General features: G+C 69.4%; 25 protein-coding genes. 14 read left to right on the top strand and 11 right to left on the bottom strand.

The window, feature by feature from the left end; translation table 11 throughout:
- Window positions 1–701: 701 nt before the first annotated feature.
- From PCA_RS13105 to folE, 4 genes are all read right to left on the bottom strand, one after another.
- The gene (locus PCA_RS13105) at window positions 702–1,217 is read right to left on the bottom strand and encodes a DUF1993 domain-containing protein (RefSeq protein WP_181303060.1); all 516 of its coding nucleotides are present in this window, start codon (window positions 1,215–1,217) and stop codon (window positions 702–704) included.
- Window positions 1,214–2,530: a TCR/Tet family MFS transporter gene (locus tag PCA_RS13100; protein WP_181303059.1), complete on the bottom strand. Its 1,317-nt coding sequence runs from the start codon at window positions 2,528–2,530 to the stop codon at window positions 1,214–1,216. The genes PCA_RS13105 and PCA_RS13100 overlap by 4 nt, the downstream gene beginning before the upstream one ends.
- Window positions 2,531–2,602: 72 nt before the next feature.
- Complete coding sequence (locus PCA_RS13095) at window positions 2,603–2,932, bottom strand: hypothetical protein (protein ID WP_181303058.1); 330 nt, start codon at window positions 2,930–2,932, stop codon at window positions 2,603–2,605.
- The gene (gene folE, locus PCA_RS13090) at window positions 2,929–3,534 is read right to left on the bottom strand and encodes a GTP cyclohydrolase I FolE (protein WP_181303057.1); all 606 of its coding nucleotides are present in this window, start codon (window positions 3,532–3,534) and stop codon (window positions 2,929–2,931) included. Before folE ends, PCA_RS13095 begins: the two co-directional genes overlap by 4 nt.
- Before the next feature lie 209 nt (window positions 3,535–3,743).
- Here folE and PCA_RS13085 point away from each other — a divergent pair, with 209 nt between their 5' ends.
- Window positions 3,744–4,388, top strand: coding sequence for a DUF2178 domain-containing protein (locus PCA_RS13085; RefSeq protein ID WP_181303056.1), 645 nt, complete (start codon window positions 3,744–3,746; stop codon window positions 4,386–4,388).
- Entirely contained in the window at window positions 4,385–4,594 is a 210-nt protein-coding gene (locus PCA_RS13080; protein WP_181303055.1) for a helix-turn-helix transcriptional regulator, read from the top strand. The genes PCA_RS13085 and PCA_RS13080 overlap by 4 nt, the downstream gene beginning before the upstream one ends.
- Before the next feature lie 10 nt (window positions 4,595–4,604).
- On the opposite strand, the gene rmuC is transcribed toward PCA_RS13080, so the two are convergent.
- Entirely contained in the window at window positions 4,605–6,179 is a 1,575-nt protein-coding gene (gene rmuC / locus PCA_RS13075; RefSeq protein ID WP_181303054.1) for a DNA recombination protein RmuC, read from the bottom strand.
- 124 nt (window positions 6,180–6,303) lie between these two features.
- Here rmuC and PCA_RS13070 point away from each other — a divergent pair, with 124 nt between their 5' ends.
- Entirely contained in the window at window positions 6,304–7,497 is a 1,194-nt protein-coding gene (locus tag PCA_RS13070) for an FAD-dependent oxidoreductase (protein WP_181303053.1), read from the top strand.
- Window positions 7,498–7,507: 10 nt separating this feature from the next.
- On the opposite strand, the gene PCA_RS13065 is transcribed toward PCA_RS13070, so the two are convergent.
- From PCA_RS13065 to metF, 4 genes are all read right to left on the bottom strand, one after another.
- Window positions 7,508–8,683: a class I SAM-dependent rRNA methyltransferase gene (locus PCA_RS13065; protein WP_181303052.1), complete on the bottom strand. Its 1,176-nt coding sequence runs from the start codon at window positions 8,681–8,683 to the stop codon at window positions 7,508–7,510.
- A 137-nt stretch (window positions 8,684–8,820) separates the two neighbouring features.
- Complete coding sequence (locus PCA_RS13060) at window positions 8,821–9,738, bottom strand: branched-chain amino acid transaminase (protein ID WP_181303051.1); 918 nt, start codon at window positions 9,736–9,738, stop codon at window positions 8,821–8,823.
- A 90-nt stretch (window positions 9,739–9,828) separates the two neighbouring features.
- A complete protein-coding gene (locus PCA_RS13055; RefSeq protein WP_181303050.1) occupies window positions 9,829–10,395 on the bottom strand; it encodes a DUF4124 domain-containing protein in 567 nt (188 codons plus the stop codon).
- Between the two features lie 85 nt (window positions 10,396–10,480).
- Complete coding sequence (metF, locus tag PCA_RS13050) at window positions 10,481–11,305, bottom strand: methylenetetrahydrofolate reductase [NAD(P)H] (RefSeq protein ID WP_181303049.1); 825 nt, start codon at window positions 11,303–11,305, stop codon at window positions 10,481–10,483.
- Window positions 11,306–11,502: 197 nt separating this feature from the next.
- Between metF and PCA_RS13045 the strand changes: the two genes are divergently transcribed.
- The 11 genes from PCA_RS13045 to PCA_RS12995 all read left to right on the top strand — a co-directional run bounded on the left by PCA_RS13045 (window position 11,503) and on the right by PCA_RS12995 (window position 21,271).
- Window positions 11,503–12,060 (top strand): DUF3228 family protein, encoded by a 558-nt coding sequence (locus PCA_RS13045; RefSeq protein WP_181303048.1) that lies wholly within the window; start codon window positions 11,503–11,505, stop codon window positions 12,058–12,060.
- 403 nt (window positions 12,061–12,463) lie between these two features.
- Window positions 12,464–13,909, top strand: coding sequence for a cytochrome-c oxidase, cbb3-type subunit I (gene ccoN / locus PCA_RS13040; RefSeq protein ID WP_181303047.1), 1,446 nt, complete (start codon window positions 12,464–12,466; stop codon window positions 13,907–13,909).
- Window positions 13,910–13,918: 9 nt separating this feature from the next.
- Entirely contained in the window at window positions 13,919–14,563 is a 645-nt protein-coding gene (ccoO, locus tag PCA_RS13035; RefSeq protein ID WP_181303046.1) for a cytochrome-c oxidase, cbb3-type subunit II, read from the top strand.
- Window positions 14,560–14,700: a cbb3-type cytochrome c oxidase subunit 3 gene (locus PCA_RS13030; RefSeq protein ID WP_181303045.1), complete on the top strand. Its 141-nt coding sequence runs from the start codon at window positions 14,560–14,562 to the stop codon at window positions 14,698–14,700. Before ccoO ends, PCA_RS13030 begins: the two co-directional genes overlap by 4 nt.
- Window positions 14,697–15,629 (top strand): cytochrome-c oxidase, cbb3-type subunit III, encoded by a 933-nt coding sequence (gene ccoP / locus PCA_RS13025; protein ID WP_181303044.1) that lies wholly within the window; start codon window positions 14,697–14,699, stop codon window positions 15,627–15,629. Before PCA_RS13030 ends, ccoP begins: the two co-directional genes overlap by 4 nt.
- Window positions 15,629–15,934 carry a hypothetical protein gene (locus tag PCA_RS13020; RefSeq protein ID WP_181303043.1) on the top strand — a complete coding sequence of 102 codons (306 nt, stop codon included), beginning with the start codon at window positions 15,629–15,631 and terminating at the stop codon, window positions 15,932–15,934. The genes ccoP and PCA_RS13020 overlap by 1 nt, the downstream gene beginning before the upstream one ends.
- On the top strand, window positions 15,931–17,484 hold the full coding sequence (locus PCA_RS13015; RefSeq protein WP_181303042.1) for a 4Fe-4S dicluster domain-containing protein: 1,554 nt from the start codon (window positions 15,931–15,933) through the stop codon (window positions 17,482–17,484). The genes PCA_RS13020 and PCA_RS13015 overlap by 4 nt, the downstream gene beginning before the upstream one ends.
- Window positions 17,481–17,960 carry a hypothetical protein gene (locus PCA_RS13010; RefSeq protein WP_181303041.1) on the top strand — a complete coding sequence of 160 codons (480 nt, stop codon included), beginning with the start codon at window positions 17,481–17,483 and terminating at the stop codon, window positions 17,958–17,960. The genes PCA_RS13015 and PCA_RS13010 overlap by 4 nt, the downstream gene beginning before the upstream one ends.
- A gap of 2 nt (window positions 17,961–17,962) precedes the next feature.
- Window positions 17,963–20,371, top strand: coding sequence for a heavy metal translocating P-type ATPase (locus PCA_RS13005; protein ID WP_343204452.1), 2,409 nt, complete (start codon window positions 17,963–17,965; stop codon window positions 20,369–20,371).
- Entirely contained in the window at window positions 20,368–20,556 is a 189-nt protein-coding gene (gene ccoS, locus PCA_RS13000) for a cbb3-type cytochrome oxidase assembly protein CcoS (protein ID WP_181303040.1), read from the top strand. The genes PCA_RS13005 and ccoS overlap by 4 nt, the downstream gene beginning before the upstream one ends.
- A complete protein-coding gene (locus tag PCA_RS12995; protein ID WP_181303039.1) occupies window positions 20,549–21,271 on the top strand; it encodes a sulfite exporter TauE/SafE family protein in 723 nt (240 codons plus the stop codon). Before ccoS ends, PCA_RS12995 begins: the two co-directional genes overlap by 8 nt.
- Before the next feature lie 307 nt (window positions 21,272–21,578).
- On the opposite strand, the gene PCA_RS12990 is transcribed toward PCA_RS12995, so the two are convergent.
- On the bottom strand, window positions 21,579–22,184 hold the full coding sequence (locus PCA_RS12990; protein ID WP_181303038.1) for a DNA-3-methyladenine glycosylase I: 606 nt from the start codon (window positions 22,182–22,184) through the stop codon (window positions 21,579–21,581).
- A 20-nt stretch (window positions 22,185–22,204) separates the two neighbouring features.
- A complete protein-coding gene (locus PCA_RS12985; RefSeq protein WP_181303037.1) occupies window positions 22,205–22,492 on the bottom strand; it encodes a YciI family protein in 288 nt (95 codons plus the stop codon).
- Window positions 22,493–22,503 lie beyond the last annotated feature (11 nt).

Genomic DNA, 22,503 nt, shown 5'->3' with positions numbered 1-22,503 from the left:
GGGCGTCCATGTCCGGCAAGTGCGTGAGGCGGGGCCGGGCTTTTCGAGCGGGCATCCTGTCCGCGCGAAAAGGCGTTGCCGTCCTGGCAACGCCCGTTGCGCGGCCTGATCACCCCCACCTCACCGCCGCCCAGGGGCCCCAAGAGCAGGCGCGCGTCGTGCGCGCCAGAAGCAACGGCAAAAGCGAAGCACTGCGAGTTCGCGGCGCTTCGCTTTGGGGAAGGTCTGATTTTGCTCGTCATCCCAGCGAAAGCTGGACAAGCGCAAAGCGCGCAGAACGCCCGCAGGGCGGCCCCGAAGGGGCGAACGCAGCGAGTCATCCAGTGCCTGCAAGCCGCGGAACACAACGGCACTGGATGACCAGCTTCGCTGTTGTGAAGCGCCTCCTGCCTTCGCAGGAATGACGAGCAGGCAGTCGATTGATCAGGCCATCCGCGGCTCTGGCTCCGGCTGTGCCCTGCTGTTGCTTCTGCGTGCTGGGAGCGCGCTGCTCTACCGGGGCCCCCATGGTGCGGCGGGCGGGTGGAGGAAAGTCCGCAGGATGGCCCGCGGGGCACGCCATCGGGGTGCCTCTCTCTTTGGTTACTTTCTCTCGGGCAAGCGAGAGAAAGTGGCTCGGGCGCCCCAAGGGCGCTCGAAACCGCTCTAGGACTTCATATCACCAGCAGCTTCGGGCTCAAGCGGCGAGCCCTCGCCGCCCCTCAGAATTCTCCGAGAAAATCTCTCTTGCCCAACACGGCGCCGGCCTCGCGCAGGATCGCGTAGGCGGTGGTGCAGTGGAAGAACAGGTTGGGCAGCACGTACTCGAACAGGTAGGCGCGACCTTCGAAACGCAGCTCGCCGGTGGGGCTGTTGCGGGTGGGGAAGACCACGGCGCGGGTCTCGCTGCCGTCGATCTGCGCGGGCTGGAAGCCCTGCACGTAGGCGACGGCGTTGTCGATGCGCACGTACAGCTCCGCCAGCGTGGCCTCGCTGTCCTCGAAGGATTTCGGTTCGGCGCCGGCGAGGCGGGCGCTGCCGCGGCAGGCCATGTCGCAGGCGATCTGCACCTGCTTCACGAGCGGCAGCATGTCGGGGATCAGGCGGGTCTGCAGCAGCACGGCGTCGCTGACGTTTTTCGCCTTGGCGTGCGCTTCGCCCTGTTGCAGCACGTGACGGAGATTGCCCAGCGCGCGGACGAAGACGGGAACGCTGGCCTGGTGCATGGAGAGGCTCATCGGATTTGCTCCACGGAGTCGGGGGAAGTCATTTCGGGTGCGGGCACGTCGCCCAGGGTGGGCTGGGCGGCAGACGCCGGAACGGGATGGCGGGTGGCGCGGACCGCCACCAGGGTCGCGACCAGCAGCAGCGCCGCGGCCAGCACGAACGCGGCGCCCGGCAGATGCTGCACCGGCGCGTGGTCGCTGATGAACAGCGCGAACAGGTTCGCGAACATCGCCGGGCCGAAGATGCCGGCGAGGCTGGCGAGGCTGGTCAGCGCGCCCTGCAGGCGGCCCTGCTCATGCGGATCGACCTGGTGGGTCATCATCGACTGCGCCGGCGGCCCGGCGAGGCCGCCCAGGCAGAACACGGGAATCGCCAGCAGGAACAGCCACGGCGTGGGCGCGAGGCCGAACATGAGGTAGCCCAGCACGCACAGCGACAGGCCGATCAGGATCATCCGCCCCTCGCCGAGTTTCGGCATCAGCCGGCGCACCAGCACGGCCTGCACCAGGCCGCTGCACAGGCCCACCAGGCCCAGCGTGTAGCCCGCGGCCTGCGGGCCCCAGCCGAAGCGGTAGTCGATGAACAGCACGTAGGTGGAGTTCAGCGAGAACTGCGCGAAGTTGATCAGGAAGAACACCGCGGCCAGCGCGAACACCTGCGGATAGCGGCGCAGCAGCACCACCGCGCCGAACGGGTTGGCGTGGCGCCAGTCGAAGCGCGCGGCGCGGCGTTCCTTCGGCAGCGATTCCGGCAGCACGAAATAGCCGTAGCAGAAATTCACCAGCGAGAGTCCCGCGGCCACCCAGAACGGCAGGCGCAGGTGCCAGTGGCCGAGGAAGCCGCCCAGCGCCGGGCCGACGATGAAGCCGATGCCGAACGCCGCGCCCAGCATGCCGAATGCGGCGGCGCGCTTCTCCTTCGGCACGATGTCGGCGATGTAGGCGTTCGCGGTGGAGAAGCTGGCGGCGCAGGCACCCGAGAACAGGCGCCCCACGAACAGCAGCCACAGCGTGGGCGCCAGCGCCATCACGATGAAATCCACGCCCAGGCCGAAGCTGGAGATCAGGATCACCGAGCGCCGGCCGAAGCGGTCCGACAGCGCGCCCTGCACCGGCGAGAACACGAACTGCATGGTCATGAACAAGGCGGCGAACCAGCCCACCCAAGAGGCGGCCTTGGCGATGTCGCCGCCGATCAGGCCTTCGATCAAATGCGGCAGCACCGGGATGATGATGCCGAACGCCAGCATGTCCAGCATCACGGTGACGAAGATGAAGGCGAGCGCGGCGCGGCGGCGCGGGGCGTGTTCGGCGGGAAGATTCATGGCGGAAGCGGCGAAGGCGGACGCGGAACGATAGCGCATCGTGCCGCGCTGCGGCTGGCCGGCGGCGAAACCTCAGCCCGGCGGCGCCGTGAGTTCCTGCGAATCCAGGCAGCCGGTATGGCGGCGGTCCAGCTTGTGGAACTGGCGGCGCAGGTTCGCCTGCCATTCCTTGAGCGTCACCGGCCGGCCGTGGCCGCCAGGCAGCTCGCCGGGTTCCAGCACGCCGTCGTGGTTCGCGTCCATGCGCTCGAAGCCGCGGCTCATGTAGGCCAGGTATTCGGCTTCGCTGACGCAGCCGTTGCCGTCGCTGTCGAATTGCCGCAGGTAGGCGTTGCGTGCATCCTGCGCCGCCGCCGCGAGCGGCAGCAGCAAGGCGGCGGCCACGGCGAGGCGCCGGATCAACGGCGCATGCTGCCGTGCAGGCCGATGAATTCGAGAAACTCGGCGCGGGTGCGCGCGTCGTCGCGGAACGCGCCCAGCATCTGGCTGGTGACCATGGACACCCCGCGCTTGTGCACGCCGCGCGTGGTCATGCATTCGTGGCTGGCGTCGACCACCACCGCCACGCCGGCCGGGTGCAGGTTTTCCTGGATGCAGTGCGCGATCTGCGCGGTGAGCTTCTCCTGCACCTGGAAGCGGCGTGCATAGCCTTCCACCACGCGCGCCAGCTTGCTGATGCCGACCACGCGGTTGGTCGGCAGGTAGCCCACGTGGGCGCGGCCGACGATGGGCGCCATGTGGTGCTCGCAATGGCTCTCGAACTCGATGTCGCGCAGCACCACCATCTCGTCGTAGCCCTCGACTTCCTTGAAGGTGCGCTTGAGGTAGTCGGCCGGGTCTTCGCCGTAGCCGGAGAACCAGTCGCGGTAGGCCTTCACCACGCGCTTGGGCGTGTCGAGCAGGCCTTCGCGGGAGGGATCCTCGCCGGCCCAGCGCAGCAGGATGCGCACGGCGTCCTCGGCCTGTTCCTGGCTGACGTCGGGGGGATTGCGCTGATCGCTCATGGGGGTCTCCAAGGGGCAGACTTCCCAGTCTAGCGCCCGCGCCGGGTCGCGTCTGCGATGCGGGTCGCCGGTGCGTGGGGTGCGCCCGCGCGGGGCTTTGGCGGCCTGGGCCGGATGCCGCGGCTACGCGTACCTCCACGTAGGAATAGTCGTGTTGACAGGACAAAATGTAATATATAGATTACATATTGTCCGACGGAGCAGACACCATGCCGATGTTCCTGCGCTACGCCATCCTCGTTCCACTGGCCATCCTCGCGTTCTACGTCCTGTTCGTGCTGCCCGACATCGACCTTGGCTGGCTGGGCGGGCTGGCCTTGCTCGCCGGTGCGTGGGTGGTCTGGTACCTGCTGTGGGCGACGTTGCAGAAATCGGTAGCCGCCGCCGGCGCCGACAACGCGGCGGTGCCGGTGTCGCCCGGCGAGCAACGCGCATGGATAGGCCTGGCGTTCACCGCCGCCATCCTCGTGTACTACGCGCTGCGCGCCCCGTTGATGGTGGCTGCCGACGGCAGCATGGCGCCGGAAGCTTCCGCCATCGGCAAGCACATAGGCATGCTCGTGGCGGGCTGGCTGGTGGTGATGCAGGTGCTGCGCAGGCGCTGGCTCGACAAGGTGGAGGAGGACGAACGCGACCGCGGCATCCAGGCGCGGGCCTGCAACTGGGCGCGCATCGGCCTGTCGGTGTTCGTGCTGGGCATCGCGATGATGTTCGCGTTCTCTCCGCTGGATCGCCTGCAATGGGCGCGGCCGATGACGGTGTCCAACCTGCTGATGATGGGCCTGATCGCGTCGAGCATGCTGGAGTACGCGGTGACCGGCGTGGCGTACTGGCGGGACCGGCGCAGCGCATGAGCGGTACGCCGATCGACAATTGCATCCGCAGGCTGCGCTTCGAGCACGGCGAGATGACCCAGCAGGCCCTGGCCGACGCCTGCGGCATCACGCGGCAGACGGTGATCGCGCTGGAAGCGGGCAAGTACGCGCCGTCGCTGGAACTGGCGTTCCGCATCGCCCGCGCGTTCGGCGTGGGCGTGGAGGACGCGTTCCAGTGGAAGTAGCGGGGCGGGCCTAGCCGGCGCCCGGTTCGTCGCTTTCCTCGCTCTCGGCCGGTGTTTCCAGCAGTTGCTGGCTCAACTCGCCCGGCAGCGTCTCGACGCCGCGCAGCTTGCGCTCGATCTGGCGCGTGCGCACGCCGGTCGCGTCGATCTGGTTGCTGGCCTGGTCGAGATTCTTCTTGACCTTGTCCAGCACCATGCCGAACTTCCCGAACTCGGTCTTCACGGCGCCCAGCAGCCGCCACACCTCGCTGCTGCGCTTCTCGATCGCCAGCGTGCGGAAGCCGGCCTTGAGGCTGGTGAGGATCGCCGCCAGCGTGGTGGGCCCGGCCACCGTGATGTGGTGTTCGCGCTGCAGCGCCTCGAACAGGCCGGGGCGGCGCAGCACCTCGGCGAACAGGCCTTCGGTGGGCAGGAACAGGATGGCGAAGTCCACCGTGTGCGGCGGCACGATGTACTTGCTGCGTATGCGCTTGGCCTCCTCGCGCACGCGCCGCTCCAGGGCGTTCGCGGCCTCCATCGCGGCGGGGGCGTTCGCGTCCTCCTGCGCCTGCTGCAGGCGCTGGTAGTCCTCGAGCGGGAACTTCGCGTCGATGGACAGCCACAGCGGCGCGTTGTCCACGCCGTTCGGCATGTGCACGGCGTATTCCACGCGCGCATCGCTGTTGGGCACCACCGCCACGTTGGCGGCGTACTGGTCGGGCGTGAGCAGTTGCTCCAGCAGCGCGCCCAGCTGCACCTCGCCCAGGATGCCGCGGGTCTTCACGTTGCCCAGCACGCGCTTGAGGTCGCCCACGCCGGTGGCGAGGCTCTGCATCTCGCCCAGTCCGCGCTGCACCTGTTCCAGCCTTTCGGAAACCAGCTGGAACGACTGGCCCAGCCGCGTCTCCAGCGTGGACTGCAGCTTCTCGTCCACGGTGGCGCGCATCTTTTCCAGTTGCGCGGCATTGTCCTCGCGCAGCGTCTTGAGCTGGCCGTCCAGCGTGCCGCGCACCTCGCCCATGCGTTGTTCGTGCTGGGCGCCCAGCGTGGTGAAGCGCTGCTGCTGCTGTTCGCCGAAGCGGGCCAGCGTCTGCGTCAGTTCCTCGCGGCTGCGGTGCGCGTTCTCGGCCAGCCGCTGCGCCAACGCCTTCAGGCCCTCGTCGGTGCGTTCCGTGAGCGTCACCAGCCGCTGCTGCTGTTGCTGGCCGAAGCGCTCCAGGGTCTGCGCCAGTTCGTCGCGGCTCGTGTGGGCGTCGTCGGCGAGGCGCTGGCCCAGCGCCTTCAGGCCATCGTCGGTGCGGGCGGTGAGCGCGTCCAGGCGCTGGCCGAAGCCGTCGATGCGCTCGGCCTGCTGGCGCGACATGCCGCCCAGCTGTTCGGTGACGTGGCCGCGGAAGCGCTCGAAACCCTGCTGCAGTTCCTCGCGGCCGCTGCGCTGCTCCTCGCGCAACGCGCGCTGCAGGCGCTCGTTGTCGTCCTTCAGCGCATCCAGCCGCGCATGCAGGCCGGCATCGCCGCGGCCGCGCAGCAGCAGCGCCAGCTGCAGGCCCAGCAGCAGCAGCGCGAGCACGACGAGGACGATGAGCAGGGTTTCGCTGGAGGGCATGGGCAGGGTTCGCGGCCGACGGTACGCATCAGTGTACGTCCTGCCGTCGCAGGCCTTGCGACTTCACACCTTGTTTCCCACGGGCGCGCATGATGGGCGGGTCATTTCACGCAGGAGCGGGGTCATGGAACACGTGCACGATTACCTGATCGTCGGCGCCGGCATGGCCGCGGACGCGGCGGCGAAGGCGATCCGCGAGCTGGACGCCACGGCGGACATCGGCATGGTCGGTGAGGAGGCGGTGCCGCCGTACCAGCGGCCGCCGCTGTCCAAGGCGCTGTGGAAGGGCGACAAGCACGTGGCCGACATCGACCTCGGCACCGCGGCCGCGGGCGTGAAGCTGCACGCGGAGCGGCGCATCGTGGCGCTGGATCCCGCCGCGCACGTCGCGCGCGACGGGCAGGGCGACAGCTACCGCTACCGCCGCCTGCTGCTGGCGACCGGCGCGACGCCGCGGCGGCTGCCGTTCGACGGCGGCGACCGCGTCATCCACTACCGCACGGAGCACGATTACGAGACGCTGCGCGGCTTCGCCCAGCCCGGCGCGATCATCGCGGTGATCGGCGGCGGCTTCATCGGCGCCGAACTGGCCGCCTCGCTGTCCAGCGTGGGCTGCAAGGTGTGCATGCTGTTCCCCGGCGCGCACATCGGCGCGGGCCGCTACCCCGACGACCTCGCGCGCTTTCTCGACGGCTACTACCGCCAGCACGGCGTGGAGGTGCGCAGCGGCGTGCGGGTGACCGTCGGCGGGCCCACCGACGGTGGCGTGGAGCTGAGCCTCTCCGACGGCAGCGTGCTGCGGGTGGAGGCCGCCGTGGCCGGGCTGGGCGTGACGCCGAACAGCGCGCTGGCCGAGCAGGCGGGCATCAAGGTGGACGACGGCATCGTGGTCGACGCGCAACTGCGCACCAGCGTTCCCGACATCTGGGCCGCCGGCGATGTCGCGAACTTCCACAACCCCGCGCTGGACCGGCGCCTGCGCGTGGAGCACGAAGACGCGGCGATCGGCATGGGCCGGCACGCCGGCCGGGCGATGGCCGGCGTCGCCGACGCCTACGACACGCTGCCGTTCTTCTACTCCGACCTGTTCGACCTGGGCTACGAAGCCGTGGGCCTGCTCGATGCCCGCCTGCAGGTGGTGGAGGACTGGCGCGAGCCGTATCGCGAAGGCGTGGTGTACTACCTGGAGCGCGACCGCGTGCGCGGCGTGCTGCTGTGGAACACCTGGGACCAGGTGGATGCGGCGCGCGCCCTGGTCGCCGCTCCCGGCCCGTTCGATGCGGCGTCGTTGAAGGGGCGGCTGCCGAAGAGCAAATGAGTCGGCGCGGTCACTCCACCCGGCAGAACACGGCCTTGAGGTAGCGGCTTTCGGGCACGTCGGCGCGCACCGGGTGGTCGGCGCCGGCGCCGCGCACGTCCAGGATCTGGATCTCGCGGCCGGCGTTCAGCGCCACGCGGCGCAGCATCTCCAGGAAATCCGCCTCGCCGACGAGACCGGTGCAGGAGCAGGTGAGCAGCAGGCCGCCGGGCGGGATCACGTCGAGCGCGAGGCGGTTCATCGCGAAGTATTTCTTCAGCGCGTCGAACACCTTGCTGCGGTCGCGGGTGAGCTTGGCGGGGTCCAGGATCACCGCATCGTATTTCTCGCCGCGCGTCACCGCGGCGCGCAGCCAGTCGAAGATGTCGGCCTGCTGGAAATCCACCGCCACCTTGTTCGCGGCGGCGTTGGCGCGGGCGATATCGAGGATGCCGGCGTCCATGTCCACGCCCACGGCTTCGCGCGCGCCTGCGGCCATCGCGTGCACGGCGAAGCCGCCGGCGTTGCAGCACAGGTCGAGCACGCGGCGGCCGCGCGCCAGCTCGGCGAAGCGGCGACGGTTGTCGCGCTGGTCGGCGAAGAAGCCGGTCTTGTGGCCTGCGCCGGGCGCGGCGTGGAAGGCGAGGCCGTGTTCGTGCACCGCGACCGGCGCGGGCGGTTCGCTGGCGCGGCAGTCGAAGGATTCCTGCTTCTGCACGTGCGTTTCGGCGAAGCCGTAGATGCGCGCGCCGGGGAAATGGGCGAGCAGCGCGTCGCGGATCGCGTCGCGGAACTTCCACATGCCGGCGGCGAAGTATTCGATCACCAGGATGTCGGCGTAGCGGTCCACGATCAGACCGGAGAGCCCGTCGCCCTCGCTGTGCACCACGCGCCAGGCGTCGGTGGCGCGGTCCAGCTGCAGCAGCTCGCGGCGCAGTTGCACGGCGCGGGCGATGCGCGCGGCGATCCAGTTCGCGTCGATGGTTTCGGCGGGATCGGCGGCGAGCAGGCGCAGCGCGATGCGCGCGTGGCCGTTCCAGAAACCGCGGCCGACGAAGCGGCCCTTCGCATCCACCACATCCACCACGCTGCCCGGCGGAATGCGTTCCTCGGGCTTGTGCACCTGCGCGGACCAGACCCAGGGGTGGCCGGGCGCGCGGTCGGTCTTCAGGCGGATGGCGGGGAGGGCGGATGCGGTGTCGGTCATCCGCCCATGATAGCGGGCAGGGCTTTGCTTTCCCCGGGATCGATTCCCGCGCGTCGGCTGGGCGTCGATGGCGGAACGGGCGGCCAAGCGTGGCCGCCCGTCCGGTTGGCGCGGTCTGGACCCTCGCGGGTCTGCGATCAGACCGGTTCCAGCCAGCCCCACTGGTCGTTGGTCTTGCCGTTGAACAGGCCGAAGAACAGGTCCTGGATGCGGCGGGTGACGCGGCCGGCCTTGCCGGCGCCGACCTGCTTGCCGTCGATGGCGCGGATCGGGGTGACTTCGGCGGCGGTGCCGCACATGAACACTTCGTCGGCGAGGTAGAGGTATTCGCGCGGCAGGTCGCGCTCGATCACCTCCATGCCGTCCTCGCGCGCCAGCGTGATCAGCGAGTGGCGCGTGATGCCGGTGAGGATGGAGGCGCTGGCCGGCGTGGTGTGCAGCGCGCCGTCGAACACCAGGAAGATGTTCTCGCCCGCGCCTTCGCTGAGCAGGCCGGTGGAGGCCAGCGCGATGCCTTCGCCGAAGCCCAGGCGGCGCGCTTCGCGCGCGATCAGCTGGCCGGAAAGGTAATTGCCGCCGGCCTTGGCGCCGGCCGGGATGGTGTTGGGCGCGAAGCGTTGCCAGCTCGACACGCAGGCGGTGATGCCGTTCTCCAGCGCTTCCGGCCCGAGGTAGGGGCCCATCGGCCAGGCGGCCACGGCCACGTCGATCGGCGTTTCGGCGGAGAGCCCGAAACCGCCCAGGCCGCGCCAGGCCACCGGGCGCAGGTAGGCGGCGGACAGGCCGTTCTTCTTCACCACCTCGCGGCAGGCCGCGGCGATCTCGTCGCGGGTGTACGGCAACGCCATGTCGTAGATTTTCGCGGAGTGGTACAGGCGGGTGAGGTGGTCGGTGAGGCGGAAGATCGCCGCGCCCTCGGGCGTGGCGTAGCTGCGGATGCCCTCGAACACCGAGGAACCGTAGTGCAGCGCGTGCGACATCACGTGGGTGGTCGCCTCGGCCCACGGCTTGGTCTTGCCGTTCTGCCAGATCCATTCGGGGTATTGCTGCGCCATGACCGTTCTCCGTGGGGGACTGCCCATGATAGCGGCGGCGCGGCCCGGGGGTGTCAATGGCGGGTTGCGGAGGGCTGCCCGGGGCGGCGGTCAGCCGCGGTAGCGCAGCCACAGGCAGCCGGCCTGGCGGGTGATCGCGAAGCGCGTGCTGCGCTCGTCGATCCCGCCGCCGGTGCGCAGCTGCAGCCCATCCTCTGCCGGCGCCGCTGGCGGGCCGGCCGCGTCCGCCGCGTCGGGGTCGTCGTCGTCGGTTTCGTTGCCGAAGTGGATCTCCAGCAGCGGTTGCCGCACCAGCTGGCCCAGCGAGCGGATGTCGCCGATCACCGCCGCGCGGCCGTAGCCGCGCCACAGCATCAACCCGGCCAGCCGGTTCGGGTCGCGCAGGGCGAACGCGTCGATCACGCGCTGGCGCAGTTCCGCGGCCGTGCCGGCGCAGCTTTGCATGGGCATCGGCAGGTCGGGCAGCGCGGGGCTGGCGCTCGCCCCCGCGGTCGTCGATGGCGCCTGCACCGACGTGGCCTGCAGGGAGGCGCAGGGCTGGTCGGTGAACACGGGGTTGCCGCGGGCGTCCACGCAGCGGTGGATCGCATCCTGCGCCTGTCCGGGCAGGGCGACAGCCAACAGCGAGAGCAGCAGTAGCAGGGCGGACGCGCGCATCGGCGCAGCATAGCGACCACGCCGGCTGCCAACCGTGAAGAAGATCGGGTTGCCGCCGTCGCGGGACAGCGGTCCGGCGGCGTGGCTAGTCCAGTTGCTCCAGCACCGCGCGCGTGGCCTTGGCGCGGTTCAGCGTGTAGAAGTGCAGGCCCGGCGCGCCGCCGTCCAGCAGCCGGCGGCACATCTGCGCCACCACTTCCGCGCCAAGCGCGCGCACCGCGGCGGCATCGTCGCCGTGCGCCAGCATGCGCTTGGCGATCCAGCGCGGGATCTCCGCGCCGCAGGCGTCGGAGAAGCGCTTCAGCTGGGTGTAGTTCGCGATCGGCATGATGCCGGGCACGATGGGCACGCGCACGCCCAGCTTGTGCGCGTCCTCCACGAAGCGGAAATACGCGTCCGGGTTGAAGAAGTACTGGGTGATCGCGCCGTTCGCGCCGGCGTCCACCTTGGCCTTGAAGTGGAGCAGGTCGGCGTGAGCGTCGTCGGCCTGCGGGTGGATCTCCGGATACGCCGCCACCTCGACGTGGAAATGCTCGCCGCTGTGTTCGCGGATGAAGCGCACCAGCTCCGCCGCGTAGCGGAAGTCGCCCGCGCTGGCCATGCCTGAGGGCAGGTCGCCGCGCAGCGCCACGATGCGGCGGTAGCCGGCCGCTTTGTAGCCGTCGAGCAGGGCGCGGATCTCGGCGCGCGTGCCGCCCATGCAGGAAAGGTGCGGCGCCACCGCGAGCCCGTGCACCGCATGCAGGTGCGCCACGGTGTCGCCGGTGTAGCTCAGCGTGGAGCCGCCGGCGCCGAACGTCACCGAGGCGTATTCCGGCCGCCACGCCTTCAGCACCTGCGCAGCCTGGTCCAGCTGGGCGCGCTGCTCGTCCGTCTTGGGCGGGAAGAATTCTAGGCTGATGGCAGGCATGGGCATCCTTGGGCAGTGCTCCGGGTAATTTTATACGTCCATCGCGATGAAAAGATAGATGGCCAAATGGCCGACTGATGCAGGGGCGGGATATCCGCTCGCCGCTGCTGCAGCGGCGCCGGCGCGGAGTCGGGGGCGTTTCGACTCCGCCGGCCGTGCAGGCTACGCTCGGCGCGAACGAAAACTCCGGTTGCCCCATGTCCATCGTCCTTACCCCTTTCGCGCGAGCCCGCCTGTTCCCGCGCGAGCCGCGCGGCAACACCATCCAGGACTGCACGCCCGAGGCGTTCCAGCGCCGCCTCAACGACGAGGCGCCGTTCAAGGTGCTGGATGGCTACGCGCCGTTCTGCAAGCTGCACGTGCACCGCAACTGGACCTCCACGCGCTGCCTCACCGTGCCGGTCACCGACGCCAACCGGCACCGGCTGCGCAGCGCCTACGAGGCGCGCACCAGGGCCGAGCTGCCGGTGCTGGTGCGCTGGTTCGAGGGCGTGGAGTCGCCGGTGGCGAACTGGCTGCTGGTCATCCTCTACAGCCGCGGGCAGCTCGCGAAGGAAGGCGAACCCATCGACGCCGACTGGGGCATCGTCGGCTGTCTCTACACCCTGGAGCCGGAGGAAATCCCGATGGCCCCGATCACCATGATGCGCAATGCGCTGGGCGTGGAAGAAGGCGGCTCGGGCGTGCCGCTGGACCGCGAGGCCTACCGGCGCAGCGTGGCGTTCTGGGAGGCCAACGCGAACTGGCGGCCGTAGCGACCCAGCTCCCGCCCGCTACCGCTGGGCTGCGCGAAACAGGCGCCGCCGCCTTCAGCCCGTGGGTGGGGTGCGACCGGGCCATCGCTTCGCCGGGGCGGTCCGGCGCCGGCGGATACCCATGCGTGCTGGGGCAATCGCGGCATGAGCAAGGGAGGCCTGGTCCAACCGGGTGCGTTGCTCGTCGGTCCCGGGCGGAAAAACCCGAAGCCGATCATGGACATCGTGAGGTCCGGCCGGCCGCCTGTCGCTTTCCCGGAACGGGGAGACATGACGCGCCCAGGAATGCTGCCTGCGGCAAATCGCAACAGCTTTTCGGCCCGGGGTGTTTGACGGCGGTCAACTGCGACGCAAGGGCTTTCGGCAAGAATTTGCCGTCTTCCAGTCACGCAGGGGCGGCCTCATGGCGAGTATCGAGGCGAGTTACAGCGACAAGGTAGTGCGGCAGTTTGCGGTGATGACCGTGGTGTGGGGCGTGGTCGGCATGCTGGTCGGCGTGATCATCGCCGCGCAGCTGTACTGGCCCGCGCTTGGCTTCAACCTGCCGTGGCTCAGTTACGGCCGCCTGCGCCCGCTGCATACCAATGCGGTGATTTTCGCGTTCGGCGGTTCGGCCCTGTTCGCCACCAGCCTGTACACGGTGCAGCGCACCTGCCATGCCCGGTTGATCTCGGACAAGCTCGCCGCGTTCGTGTTCTGGGGCTGGCAGTTGGTGATCGTGGCCGCCGCGGTCAGCTTGCCGCTGGGCTACACCCAGGGCAAGGAATACGCCGAGCTGGAATGGCCGATCGACGTGCTCATCACCATCGTCTGGGTGGCGTACGGCGTGCTGTTCTTCGGCACCATCGCCAAGCGCAAGGTGAAGCACATCTACGTCGCCAACTGGTTCTACGGCGCGTACATCATCACCATCGCGTTGCTGCACATCGTCAACAACCTCTCGATTCCCGGCGGCTGGTTCAAGTCGTACTCGGTCTACTCCGGCTCGGTCGACGCGATGGTGCAATGGTGGTACGGCCACAATGCCGTGGGTTTCTTCCTGACCACCGCGTTCCTGGGCATGATGTACTACTTCGTGCCCAAGCAGGCCGGCCGTCCCATCTACTCGTACCGGCTGTCGATCGTGCACTTCTGGGCGCTGATCGCGATATACATGTGGGCCGGCCCGCACCACCTGCAGTACACGGCGCTGCCCGACTGGGCGCAGTCGCTGGGCATGGTGTTCTCGCTGGTGCTGCTGGCGCCGTCGTGGGGCGGCGCGATCAACGGCATCCTCACGCTCTCGGGGGTGTGGCACAAGCTGCGCACCGACCCGATCCTGAAGTTCCTCATCGTCTCGCTCTCGTTCTACATGATGAGCACGTTCGAGGGGCCGATGATGTCGATCAAGACGGTCAACTCGCTCAGCCACTACACCGACTGGACCATCGGCCACGTGCACTCGGGCGCCATCGGCTGGGTCGCGATGATCTCGATCGGCTCCATCTACGCGATGCTGCCGCGCCTGCTCGGCCTGCAGAAGATGTACTCGACCAAGCTGATCGACCTGCACTTCTGGATGCACACGATAGGCCTGGTCGTCTACATCGCCTCGATGTGGATCGCCGGCGTGACGCAGGGCCTGATGTGGCGCGCCACCGACCCGGAGAACGGCACGCTCGTGTACTCCTTCGTCGAGTCGCTCAACGCGACCAAGCCGTACTACCTGTTCCGCCTCGGCGGCGGCCTGATCGTGCTGAGCGGCATGCTGGTGATGGCCTGGAACGTGCTGCGGACCTTCCGCCAGGCCGCCGCGACCACCGCGCCGCAGCCGGTGCTGTCGCCCGCCGCCGCCGATGCGCGTGCCTGAGGAACAGACATGAGCCATATGCACGCAAAGATCGAGAAGAACGTCGGCCTGATGGCCATCCTGATCGCCGTCGCGGTGTCCTTCGGCGGCCTCGCGGAAATCGTCCCGCTGATGTTCCAGGCCGAGACCATCAAGCCGCTGCCGGGCATCAAGCCCTACCCGGCGCTGGAGCTGGCCGGGCGCGACGTCTACGTCCGCGAGGGTTGCTACAACTGCCATTCGCAGATGGTGCGCACGCTGCGCTTCGAGACGGAGCGCTACGGCCATTACTCGCTGGCCGGCGAGTCGGTGTACGACCATCCGTTCCAGTGGGGTAGCAAGCGCACGGGTCCCGACCTGGCGCGCGTGGGCCTGCGCGGCTATTCCGACGACTGGCATCGCGCCCACCTCGACAACCCGCGCGACGTGGTGCCCGAATCGAACATGCCCGCCTATCCGTGGCTGGCCAAGGCCAAGCTGGACGGCGAGCAGGTCGCGCGGCACATGCGTGCGCTGAAGCGCATCGGCGATCCCTATACCGACGCCGAGATCGCCGCCGCGCCGGCCGCCGTCGAGGGCAAGACCGAGCAGGACGCGGTCGTGGCCTACCTGCAGGGCCTCGGTACGCACGTGTCGCAGGCGGACATGCAGGTTGCGGAAGGAGCCGACCGATGATCCCCGGCCTGATCACCGCCTTCCTGCTGGTGCTGTTCGTCGTGGGCTGCATCCTGCTGTGGAGGCCGGGCGTGAAACCCGTGCTGGACGAGGCTGCCCGCATGCCCCTGGATGACGACAAGGAGGAGCAGGCATGACGCCCGCATGGACATGGTACGTGGTGGCCGTCACGGTGCTGAACCTGCTGGGCTGCGTGTGGCTGCTCAGGAGCAACACCAAGCGCCGCCCCGACGACCCCAGGCCGGACGAAACCGGCCACGTGTGGGACGGCGACCTCACCGAGTACAACAAGCCGCTGCCGCGGTGGTGGATCAACCTGTTCTACATCACGCTGGTGTTCTCCGTCGGCTACCTGGTCTGGTACGGCGTGGGTTCGCTGAAGGGCTGGGGCCACTGGAGCTCGGGGTCGGAATGGGCGACGGAGACCGCGGCGGAGAACGCGCGCCTGGACGACACGCTGAAGCTGTACGCGGGCCAGTCCATCGATGAGCTGGCGAAGGACCCGCGTGCGGTGGCGATCGGTCGCGCAGTCTTCATCAACCGTTGCGCGGCCTGCCATGGCTCCAGCGGCCAGGGCGCGACCGGCTACCCCGACCTCTCGGACGACATCTGGCACTGGGGCGGAACGCCTGCGCGCATCCTGGACACCATCGCGAACGGCCGCCATGCCGTGATGCCCGCCTGGGCCGACACGCTCAAGGCGCAGGGCGGCGACACGGCGGTGGACGACACGATCGCCTACGTGCTGTCGCTGTCGCGCCCCGGCCAGCCCAAGGAGGCGGCGGTGCGCGGCGAGAAGCTGTTCGCCGGCACCTGCAGCGCATGCCACGGCCCGCAGGGCAAGGGCAATCAGGCGCTGGGCGCGCCCGACCTCACCGACCGCTACTGGCTGTACGGCAGCAGCACGGCGTCGCTGCACAAGACCCTGGAAGCAGGGCGCCAGGGCGTGATGCCGGCCTGGAAGGAGCAACTGGGCGACACCCGCACGCGGCTGGTCGGCGCCTACGTGTGGACGCTGTCGCCGCACAAGGAACCGCCGCCCGCCGGCGCCGTGGTTGCCGAGTGATGGGCACGGGCGCCGACAGGCCGCGGGAGCAGGAAGCCACGCCCGCTTCGCAACGCATCGGCGCCATCCTCTGGCCCAGCTTCTTCGTCGCCGGGGTCGTCGCGACGGTGTTGTTCGCCGTCGTGGATCCCGAGCAGCTGCGGGACATCACGTTCCCGTCGCTGCAGCTCGGCCGCAAGCTGGGCTACACGCTGGGTTTCTTCCTCATCTGGCTGGCCACGTTCTCGTCCAGCCTGTTCACCTGGATCCTGCTGCAGCCGTCCCGGCGGGTGAGGTCAGGGTCCCGTTCCGGTAACGTCCCATGAGCCGCCGCATACCGCTGCACGTCGTCGAAGACGAGGGCAGCTCCTACTACGTCAGCGAGCGCAAGGTCTATCCGCGCGAGGTGTCGGGAACGTTCGACCGCCTGCGCGTCGCCGCGGTGATCTGGCTGCTCGGCATGTACTACGTGTTCCCCTGGCTGCACTGGAACGGCCGGCAGGCCGTGCTGCTGGATCTCCCGGCGCGCCAGTTCCACGTGTTCGGCTGGATGTTCCTGCCGCAGGACTTCCTGTTCCTGTCCACGCTGCTGATCATCGCCGCGCTGGCGCTGTTCTTCTTCACGGCGTTGGCGGGGCGTCTGTTCTGCGGCTACGCCTGCCCGCAGACGGTCTGGACCGAGGTGTCCCTGTGGATAGAGCGCTTGTGCGAAGGCGATCGCAACAGGCGCATGAGGCTGGACGCCGGTCCGTGGACGCGGGAGAAGATCCTGCGCAAGACGGCCAGGCACGGCCTGTGGGCGCTGTTCTCGCTGTGGACCGGCTTCACCTTCGTCGGCTACTTCAGCCCCATCGCGGACCTGGCCCGGCGCACGCCGTTCGGCTGGGGCGGCTGGGAGGCGTTCTGGATACTGTTCTACGGCTTCGCCACCTGGGGCAACGCGGGCTTCCTGCGCCAGCAGGTGTGCAAGTACATGTGCCCGTATGCGCGCTTCCAGAGCGCGATGTTCGACCGCAACACGCTGATCATCGCCTACGACCCGATGCGCGGCGAGCCGCGCGGTTCGCGCAAGCGCGGCCTCGCCAGCGTGCTCGAACGCGCGCGCGGGTTGCTCGACAAGGTGACGGCCTACGATTACGTGTTCCGCGCCAGCCGGCATCCGTCGGCGGCGGACAATCGCGCGCAGGCCGGCGGCACCATCGCGCTGGCGGACAGCGGCATGGTGGCCGAGCCGCTGCCGAAGTTCGCGTCCGAACAGCTGGGCGACTGCATCGATTGCACGATCTGCGTGCAGGTCTGCCCGGTCGGCATCGACATCCGCAACGGCCTGCAGTACGAGTGCATCGCCTGCGGCGCCTGCATCGACGCCTGCGACGACGTCATGGGCAAGCTGGACTACCCGCGCGGCCTGATCCGCTACACCACGCAGAACCAGATCGACGGCAAGCCCGCGCATGTCCTGCGCCCGCGCATCATCGTCTACGCCGGCCTGCTGCTGGCCTTGCTCGGCGGCTGGATGTACGGCGTGACCCATCGCAGCGTGCTGCTCGCCGAGGCGCTGCGCGACCGCAACGTGATGTACCGGCAGGCCGACGACGGCCGCATCGAGAACAGCTACACGATCAAGCTGGTCAACAAGGAACAGCAGCCGCGCCGCTTCGTCATCGACGTCGCCCCCACCGACATGCCCGGCGCCGCCCTGCGCGGCGGTCCGCGGACGGTGCAGGCCGGGAGCGGCGAGGTGCTGTCCGTCCCCGTCACGGTCAGCGCTTCGCCGGAGGTGACCGGTCGGCACGAAGTGCATTTCGTGGTGCGCGGCGCGGATGCGGATGCCGGCACCACCGTCAAGAGCAGCTTCTTCGGGCCTGCGCCATGAACACCACCCGTAGCGCGTGGCGCGAACCCATGGTGTGGATGCTGGTGGGCTTGCCGCTGGCCGCGGTCGCGATCGGTTTCGCCCTGTTGTTCGCCGCCGTCCAGCCGGGACGCGAGGACATGGAGACGGTGGCGAAGGTGACCAGGGTCGGCAAGCTGCTGGTGTCCGCCGAGCCCGCGCGATCGCCGACCGAGGTATCCACGGGAGGCGTGGTGCTGCGCACCCGGGGCAGCATGGTCGAAGTGGTGCCGACGGACGGGAGTTTCCCGCGCGGCGGCAAGCTCACGCTGACCTTGTCCGACGCATCGGGCGAGCAGCGCGCGGTGCACCTCTCGCCCAGCGAACTCGGCTGGCGCGGCGTCGGCTCGCTGGGCGGCGGCAGGGACTGGACGGTACGGCTGGCGCCCGACAACGGTGCGTGGCTGCTGCATGGACGCTGGATGCCGCAGGCCCGCTTCATCCGACTGATGCCGTAAACGTGGACGTCGCGGTCGACGCCATCGGGCAGGTCGGCACCGGCACCTGCTACCACTGCGGCGAACCCCTGCCGGCGGCCCCCGTGCGGCTGGACGTCGATGGCCGCGTCAATCGCTTCTGCTGCCAGGGCTGTCTTGCCGCCGCGCAGTGGATACGCGCGGCCGACCTCGACGACTACTACCGCCTGCGCAGCGCCGCCGGCGCCCGCGTGGGCGAGGCGCGGCCCGATTTCGCCGCATGGGATCGCGACGACGTGCTGGCCGACCATGCGTTCGCGGTGACCGGCGGCCTGGAGATCACCGTGCTCACGGACGGCATGCGCTGCGCCGCCTGCGCCTGGCTGATCGATCGCGCGCTGCAACGCGTGGACGGGGTGCTGGACGTCCGCGCCAACGCGGTGACGGGGCGCATCCGCATCGCCTGGGACCCGGCCCGCGTGGCGTTGTCGGCGGTGCTGGAACGGCTCGCGTTGCTTGGCTACCGGCCCGGCCTCGCGAACGGCGCGGCGCAGGAACGCGAGAAGCTGGCCGAGCGCAGGCGCTGGCTGATGCGGCTGGGCGTCGCGGGCCTGGGCGCGATGCAGACCATGATGCTGTCCGAGGCGCTGTACCTGGACTTCGATCACCAGATGTCGCTGTACACCCGCGACTTCTTCCGCTGGGTGACGTTCCTGGTGTGCACGCCGGTGGTGTTCTACGCCGGCTGGCCGTTCCTGCGCGGCGCCTGGCGCGAATGGCGCGGGCGGCGCCCGGGCATGGATACGCTGGTGGCCGGCTCGACCCTGCTGGCCTATCTGGCGAGCCTCGTGGAAACGGTGCGCGGCGGCGCGCACGTGTGGTACGACGCGGCGGCGATGTTCGTGTTCCTGCTGCTGTGCGCGCGCATGCTGGAGCAGCGCGCCCGGCGCATCGCGAGTTCGCAGGTGGATGCGCTGGCGCGGGCGCGCCCCGCGCTGGCGGTGCGCGAGCGTGCCGACGGCACCCGCGAGTCCGTGCCGGTGGCCGCGCTTCGGGTCGGCGACGTCGCCTGCATGGCGGCGGGCGAAGCGGTGCCGGCGGACGGCGTGCTGCGGGATGCGCTGGCGATGTTCGAGGAGGCCTTGCTGACCGGCGAATCCCGCCCCGTCGCCAAGCACCGGGGCGACCCGGTGTTTGCCGGCACGGTGTGCCGGGAGACGCCGGCGCGCATCGAGATCACCCGGGTCGGCAGCGCCACGCGGCTGTCCCAGCTCACCCGCCTGGTGGAACAGGCGCAGGCCCACCGGCCGCCGCTGGCGCGCGCGGCGGATCGCATCGGCAGCTGGTTCGTGATCGTGCTGCTGGTCGCGGCGGTGGCGGTCTACGCCGGCTGGCGCATCCACGATCCCGCGCGCGCGTTCGAGGTGACCTTGTCGCTGCTGGTCATCAGCTGCCCATGCGCGCTGTCGCTGGCCGTGCCGGCCGCCCTGGCGGCGGCCCACGGCGCGCTCGCGCGGCTGGGCGTGCTTTCGCTGCGCGCGGACGGCCTGGATACTTTGGCCCGCGCGACCGACGTGGTGTTCGACAAGACCGGCACGCTCACGCGCATCGATCCCGCCATCGGCGAGCTGCGCACGTTCGGCGGCATGACCGCGGACGAGGCCATGGCCATCGCTGCCGCGCTGGAGCGCGACAGCGGGCATCCGATCGCGGCGGCATTCGCGTCCGTCGCGCCGCCGCATCCGGCGAGCGGCGTGAAGGTCCACGCGGGGCAGGGATTGGGCGGGCGGGTGAACGGGGTGGAGTGGCGCCTGGGCCGCGGCCCATTCGCGGCGGGGCGGGACGACGATGGCTGCGTGTGGCTGGGCGACGGCGCCGATGCAGCCGCCTGCTTCGTGCTGGAAGAGCGTCTGCGCCCGGACGCCCGGGCCGCGGTCGACGCGCTGCGCAGCCTGGGCCTGCGCATGCACCTGGCGAGCGGAGACGCCGCGGGCGCGGTCGACCGGCTGGCGCGCCAGCTCGATGTCGACGCTGCGCAGGCACGACAAAGCTCCGAGGACAAGCTTGCGCTGGTGCGCAGGCTGCAGGCGCAAGGGCGCGTGGTCGCGATGGTGGGCGACGGCTTGAACGATGCGCCGGTGCTGGCGGGCGCGGATGTTTCGCTCGCGATGGGCGAGGGCGCGCCGCTGGCCCAGCGCGCGGCCGACATGGTGCTGACCGCGCCGTCGCTGCTGCGCATTCCCGGGGCGATCGAGCTGGCGCGGCGCACGCGGCGCATCATTCGCCAGAACTTTGCCTGGGCCGTCGGTTACAACCTGCTGGCGCTGCCGCTGGCGGTGACCGGGCAGGTGACGCCGTCGCTGGCCGCGCTGGGCATGGCCTTGTCGTCGCTGATGGTCACCGCCAACGCGCTGCGCCTGATGCGCGTGTCCGTGCCGGAGTCGTCCCCATGATCATTCTCCTGATGCTGATACCGCTGAGCGTGATGCTGCTGGCGGTCGCCATCGGCGCCTTCGTGTGGGCGGTGCGCAAGGGACAGTTCGACGACATGGACACGCCGGCGATCGACATCCTGCACGACGATGGCCCCCCGCCGGCGGAGACCGGGGATACCGTGGAAAGACGCGGCGATGACTAACGGCGTGGCATTGTCGGCGGTGCTGCTGACCGGCCTGCTCGGCGGCGTGCATTGCGCGGCGATGTGCGGCGGCATCGCGACGGGCTTCTCCGTGTGGTCGCCGCGCATGGGCTGGGGCAGCGCGTTGCAGCTCAACCTCGGGCGCGTGGCCGGTTACGTGCTGGCTGGCGCCGTGGTGGGCGGCATCGGCGACGGCGTATTGCGCCTGTTCGAGCTGGACGCGCTGACGCTGGCGATGCGCGCCGCCGTGGGCCTGGTGCTGATCGTGATGGGCTTGCGTCTGCTGGACCGGCAGGGGCGGCTGGGTTTCCTCGCCCGTCCCGGCGCGCGCGTGTGGAAGTGGTTGCAGCCCCTGCAGCGACGGTTGCTGCCGGCCAATACGCCGGCGCGCCGGCTGTCGGCGGGCATGCTGTGGGGATGGCTGCCCTGCGGCTTGAGCACCACCGTGCTGGCCGCGGCGTGGCTGTCGGCGAGCGCGCGCGACGGCGCGCTGATCATGGCGGCGTTCGGGCTGGGCACCTTGCCGGTGATGCTGCCGCTGACGTGGTCGGGCGCGCGCGTGGGGCGCTGGTTGCAGCGGCCGGCAATGCGGCGCGGCGTTGCCCTGCTTGTGATGTGCGCAGGCGTGCTGACGCTATCGGCGCCGTGGTTGATGCACGTGCCCGCGTTGCACGGCGTGCTGGGGATGCTGGGCTGCGCTCCGGCAAGCGGTTAGGGAAGGTTTGACGAATCGACTGCTTGCTCGTCATTCCTGCGCAAGCAGGAGGCGTTTCACAACAGCGAAGCTGGTCATCCAGTACTTTTGTGTTCTGTGGCTTGCGGACACTGGATCCCAGCTTTCGCTGGGATGACGAGCAAAATCGGACCGTCCTATAGGGGAACGATGGCGCACTCGGTGCGCTCGATGGGTATGCGCCATGGCGCGACTCGTCCAGGCATGAGAAGGGTTGCCTCGGAACGGCCCTTTCGCATCCGGTAAATGACCGGCCTCGATCGATTCAGGCGGCTGCATCCATGAATTTTCAAGCGGGCTTGTGGAATGCCTTGCGCGCGCGGTCCACTTGTTTGCGCATGGCACAGCCGACGACATGGTCGTTGATCAGTCCCATGGCCTGCATGAAGGCATAGACCGTCGTGGGGCCGACGAACTTCCAGCCGCGCTTCTTGAGTTCCTTCGACAGGGCAACGGATTCCGGGGAAGTCGAAGCGGTTTGTGGTGGGGCGGTCGATCGAACGGGTTCGTAGCGCCAGACGAAGGCCGCGAGGAAGCCTTCCGATTCGACCAGTTCGCGCATGCGTCGCGCATTGTTGACGACGGCTTCGATCTTGCCGCGGTGACGGATGATGCCCGGGTCCTGGAGCAGGCGTTCCACGTCGCGGGCGTTGAAGCGGGCGATCCGTTCGAAGTCGAAATCGTGGAACTGGCGTCGGAAATTTTCGCGCTTGGCGAGGATCGTGCGCCAGCTGAGCCCGGACTGGAATCCTTCCAGGCTCAGTTTCTCGAACAGGCGCCGGTCGTCGGCGACGGGGAAACCCCATTCGATGTCGTGGTAGTCGAGGAACTCGGGCGCCGCAGCACACCAGCGGCAGCGCGGTTTCCCATCCGGGCCAATGATCGTCGTATCCATGATGGAGGTGTCCCGATGGGTCAGCCCAGAAGGAAGGAGAGCCGGAGGTCGGCCTTGGCGGGCGAAATGGCGATGATCTCCGCTTTGACGACGCCTTCGGCAACGAATGGATCGGCATCCACCCGCTGCTGCAGATCGGCGAAAGAAACATCGTGCGCGAGGATGGCGCCGCCGGCGGCCGGCTGGATGCTGCCGGCCAGCAAGAATACGCCGTCCTTGAAGCCATGGCGCAACCACTCGCTGTGGGCCGCCATGAGATGCGCGGCCTGATCGCGTTGGCTGGAGAACTTGAGCAATACGACGAACATGGCGCTACTCC

The organism is Rhodanobacter sp. PCA2, from assembly GCF_013620825.1.
Taxonomy (GTDB): Bacteria; Pseudomonadota; Gammaproteobacteria; order Xanthomonadales; family Rhodanobacteraceae; genus Rhodanobacter_A.
This window is presented reverse-complemented; position numbering and strand designations above follow the sequence as displayed.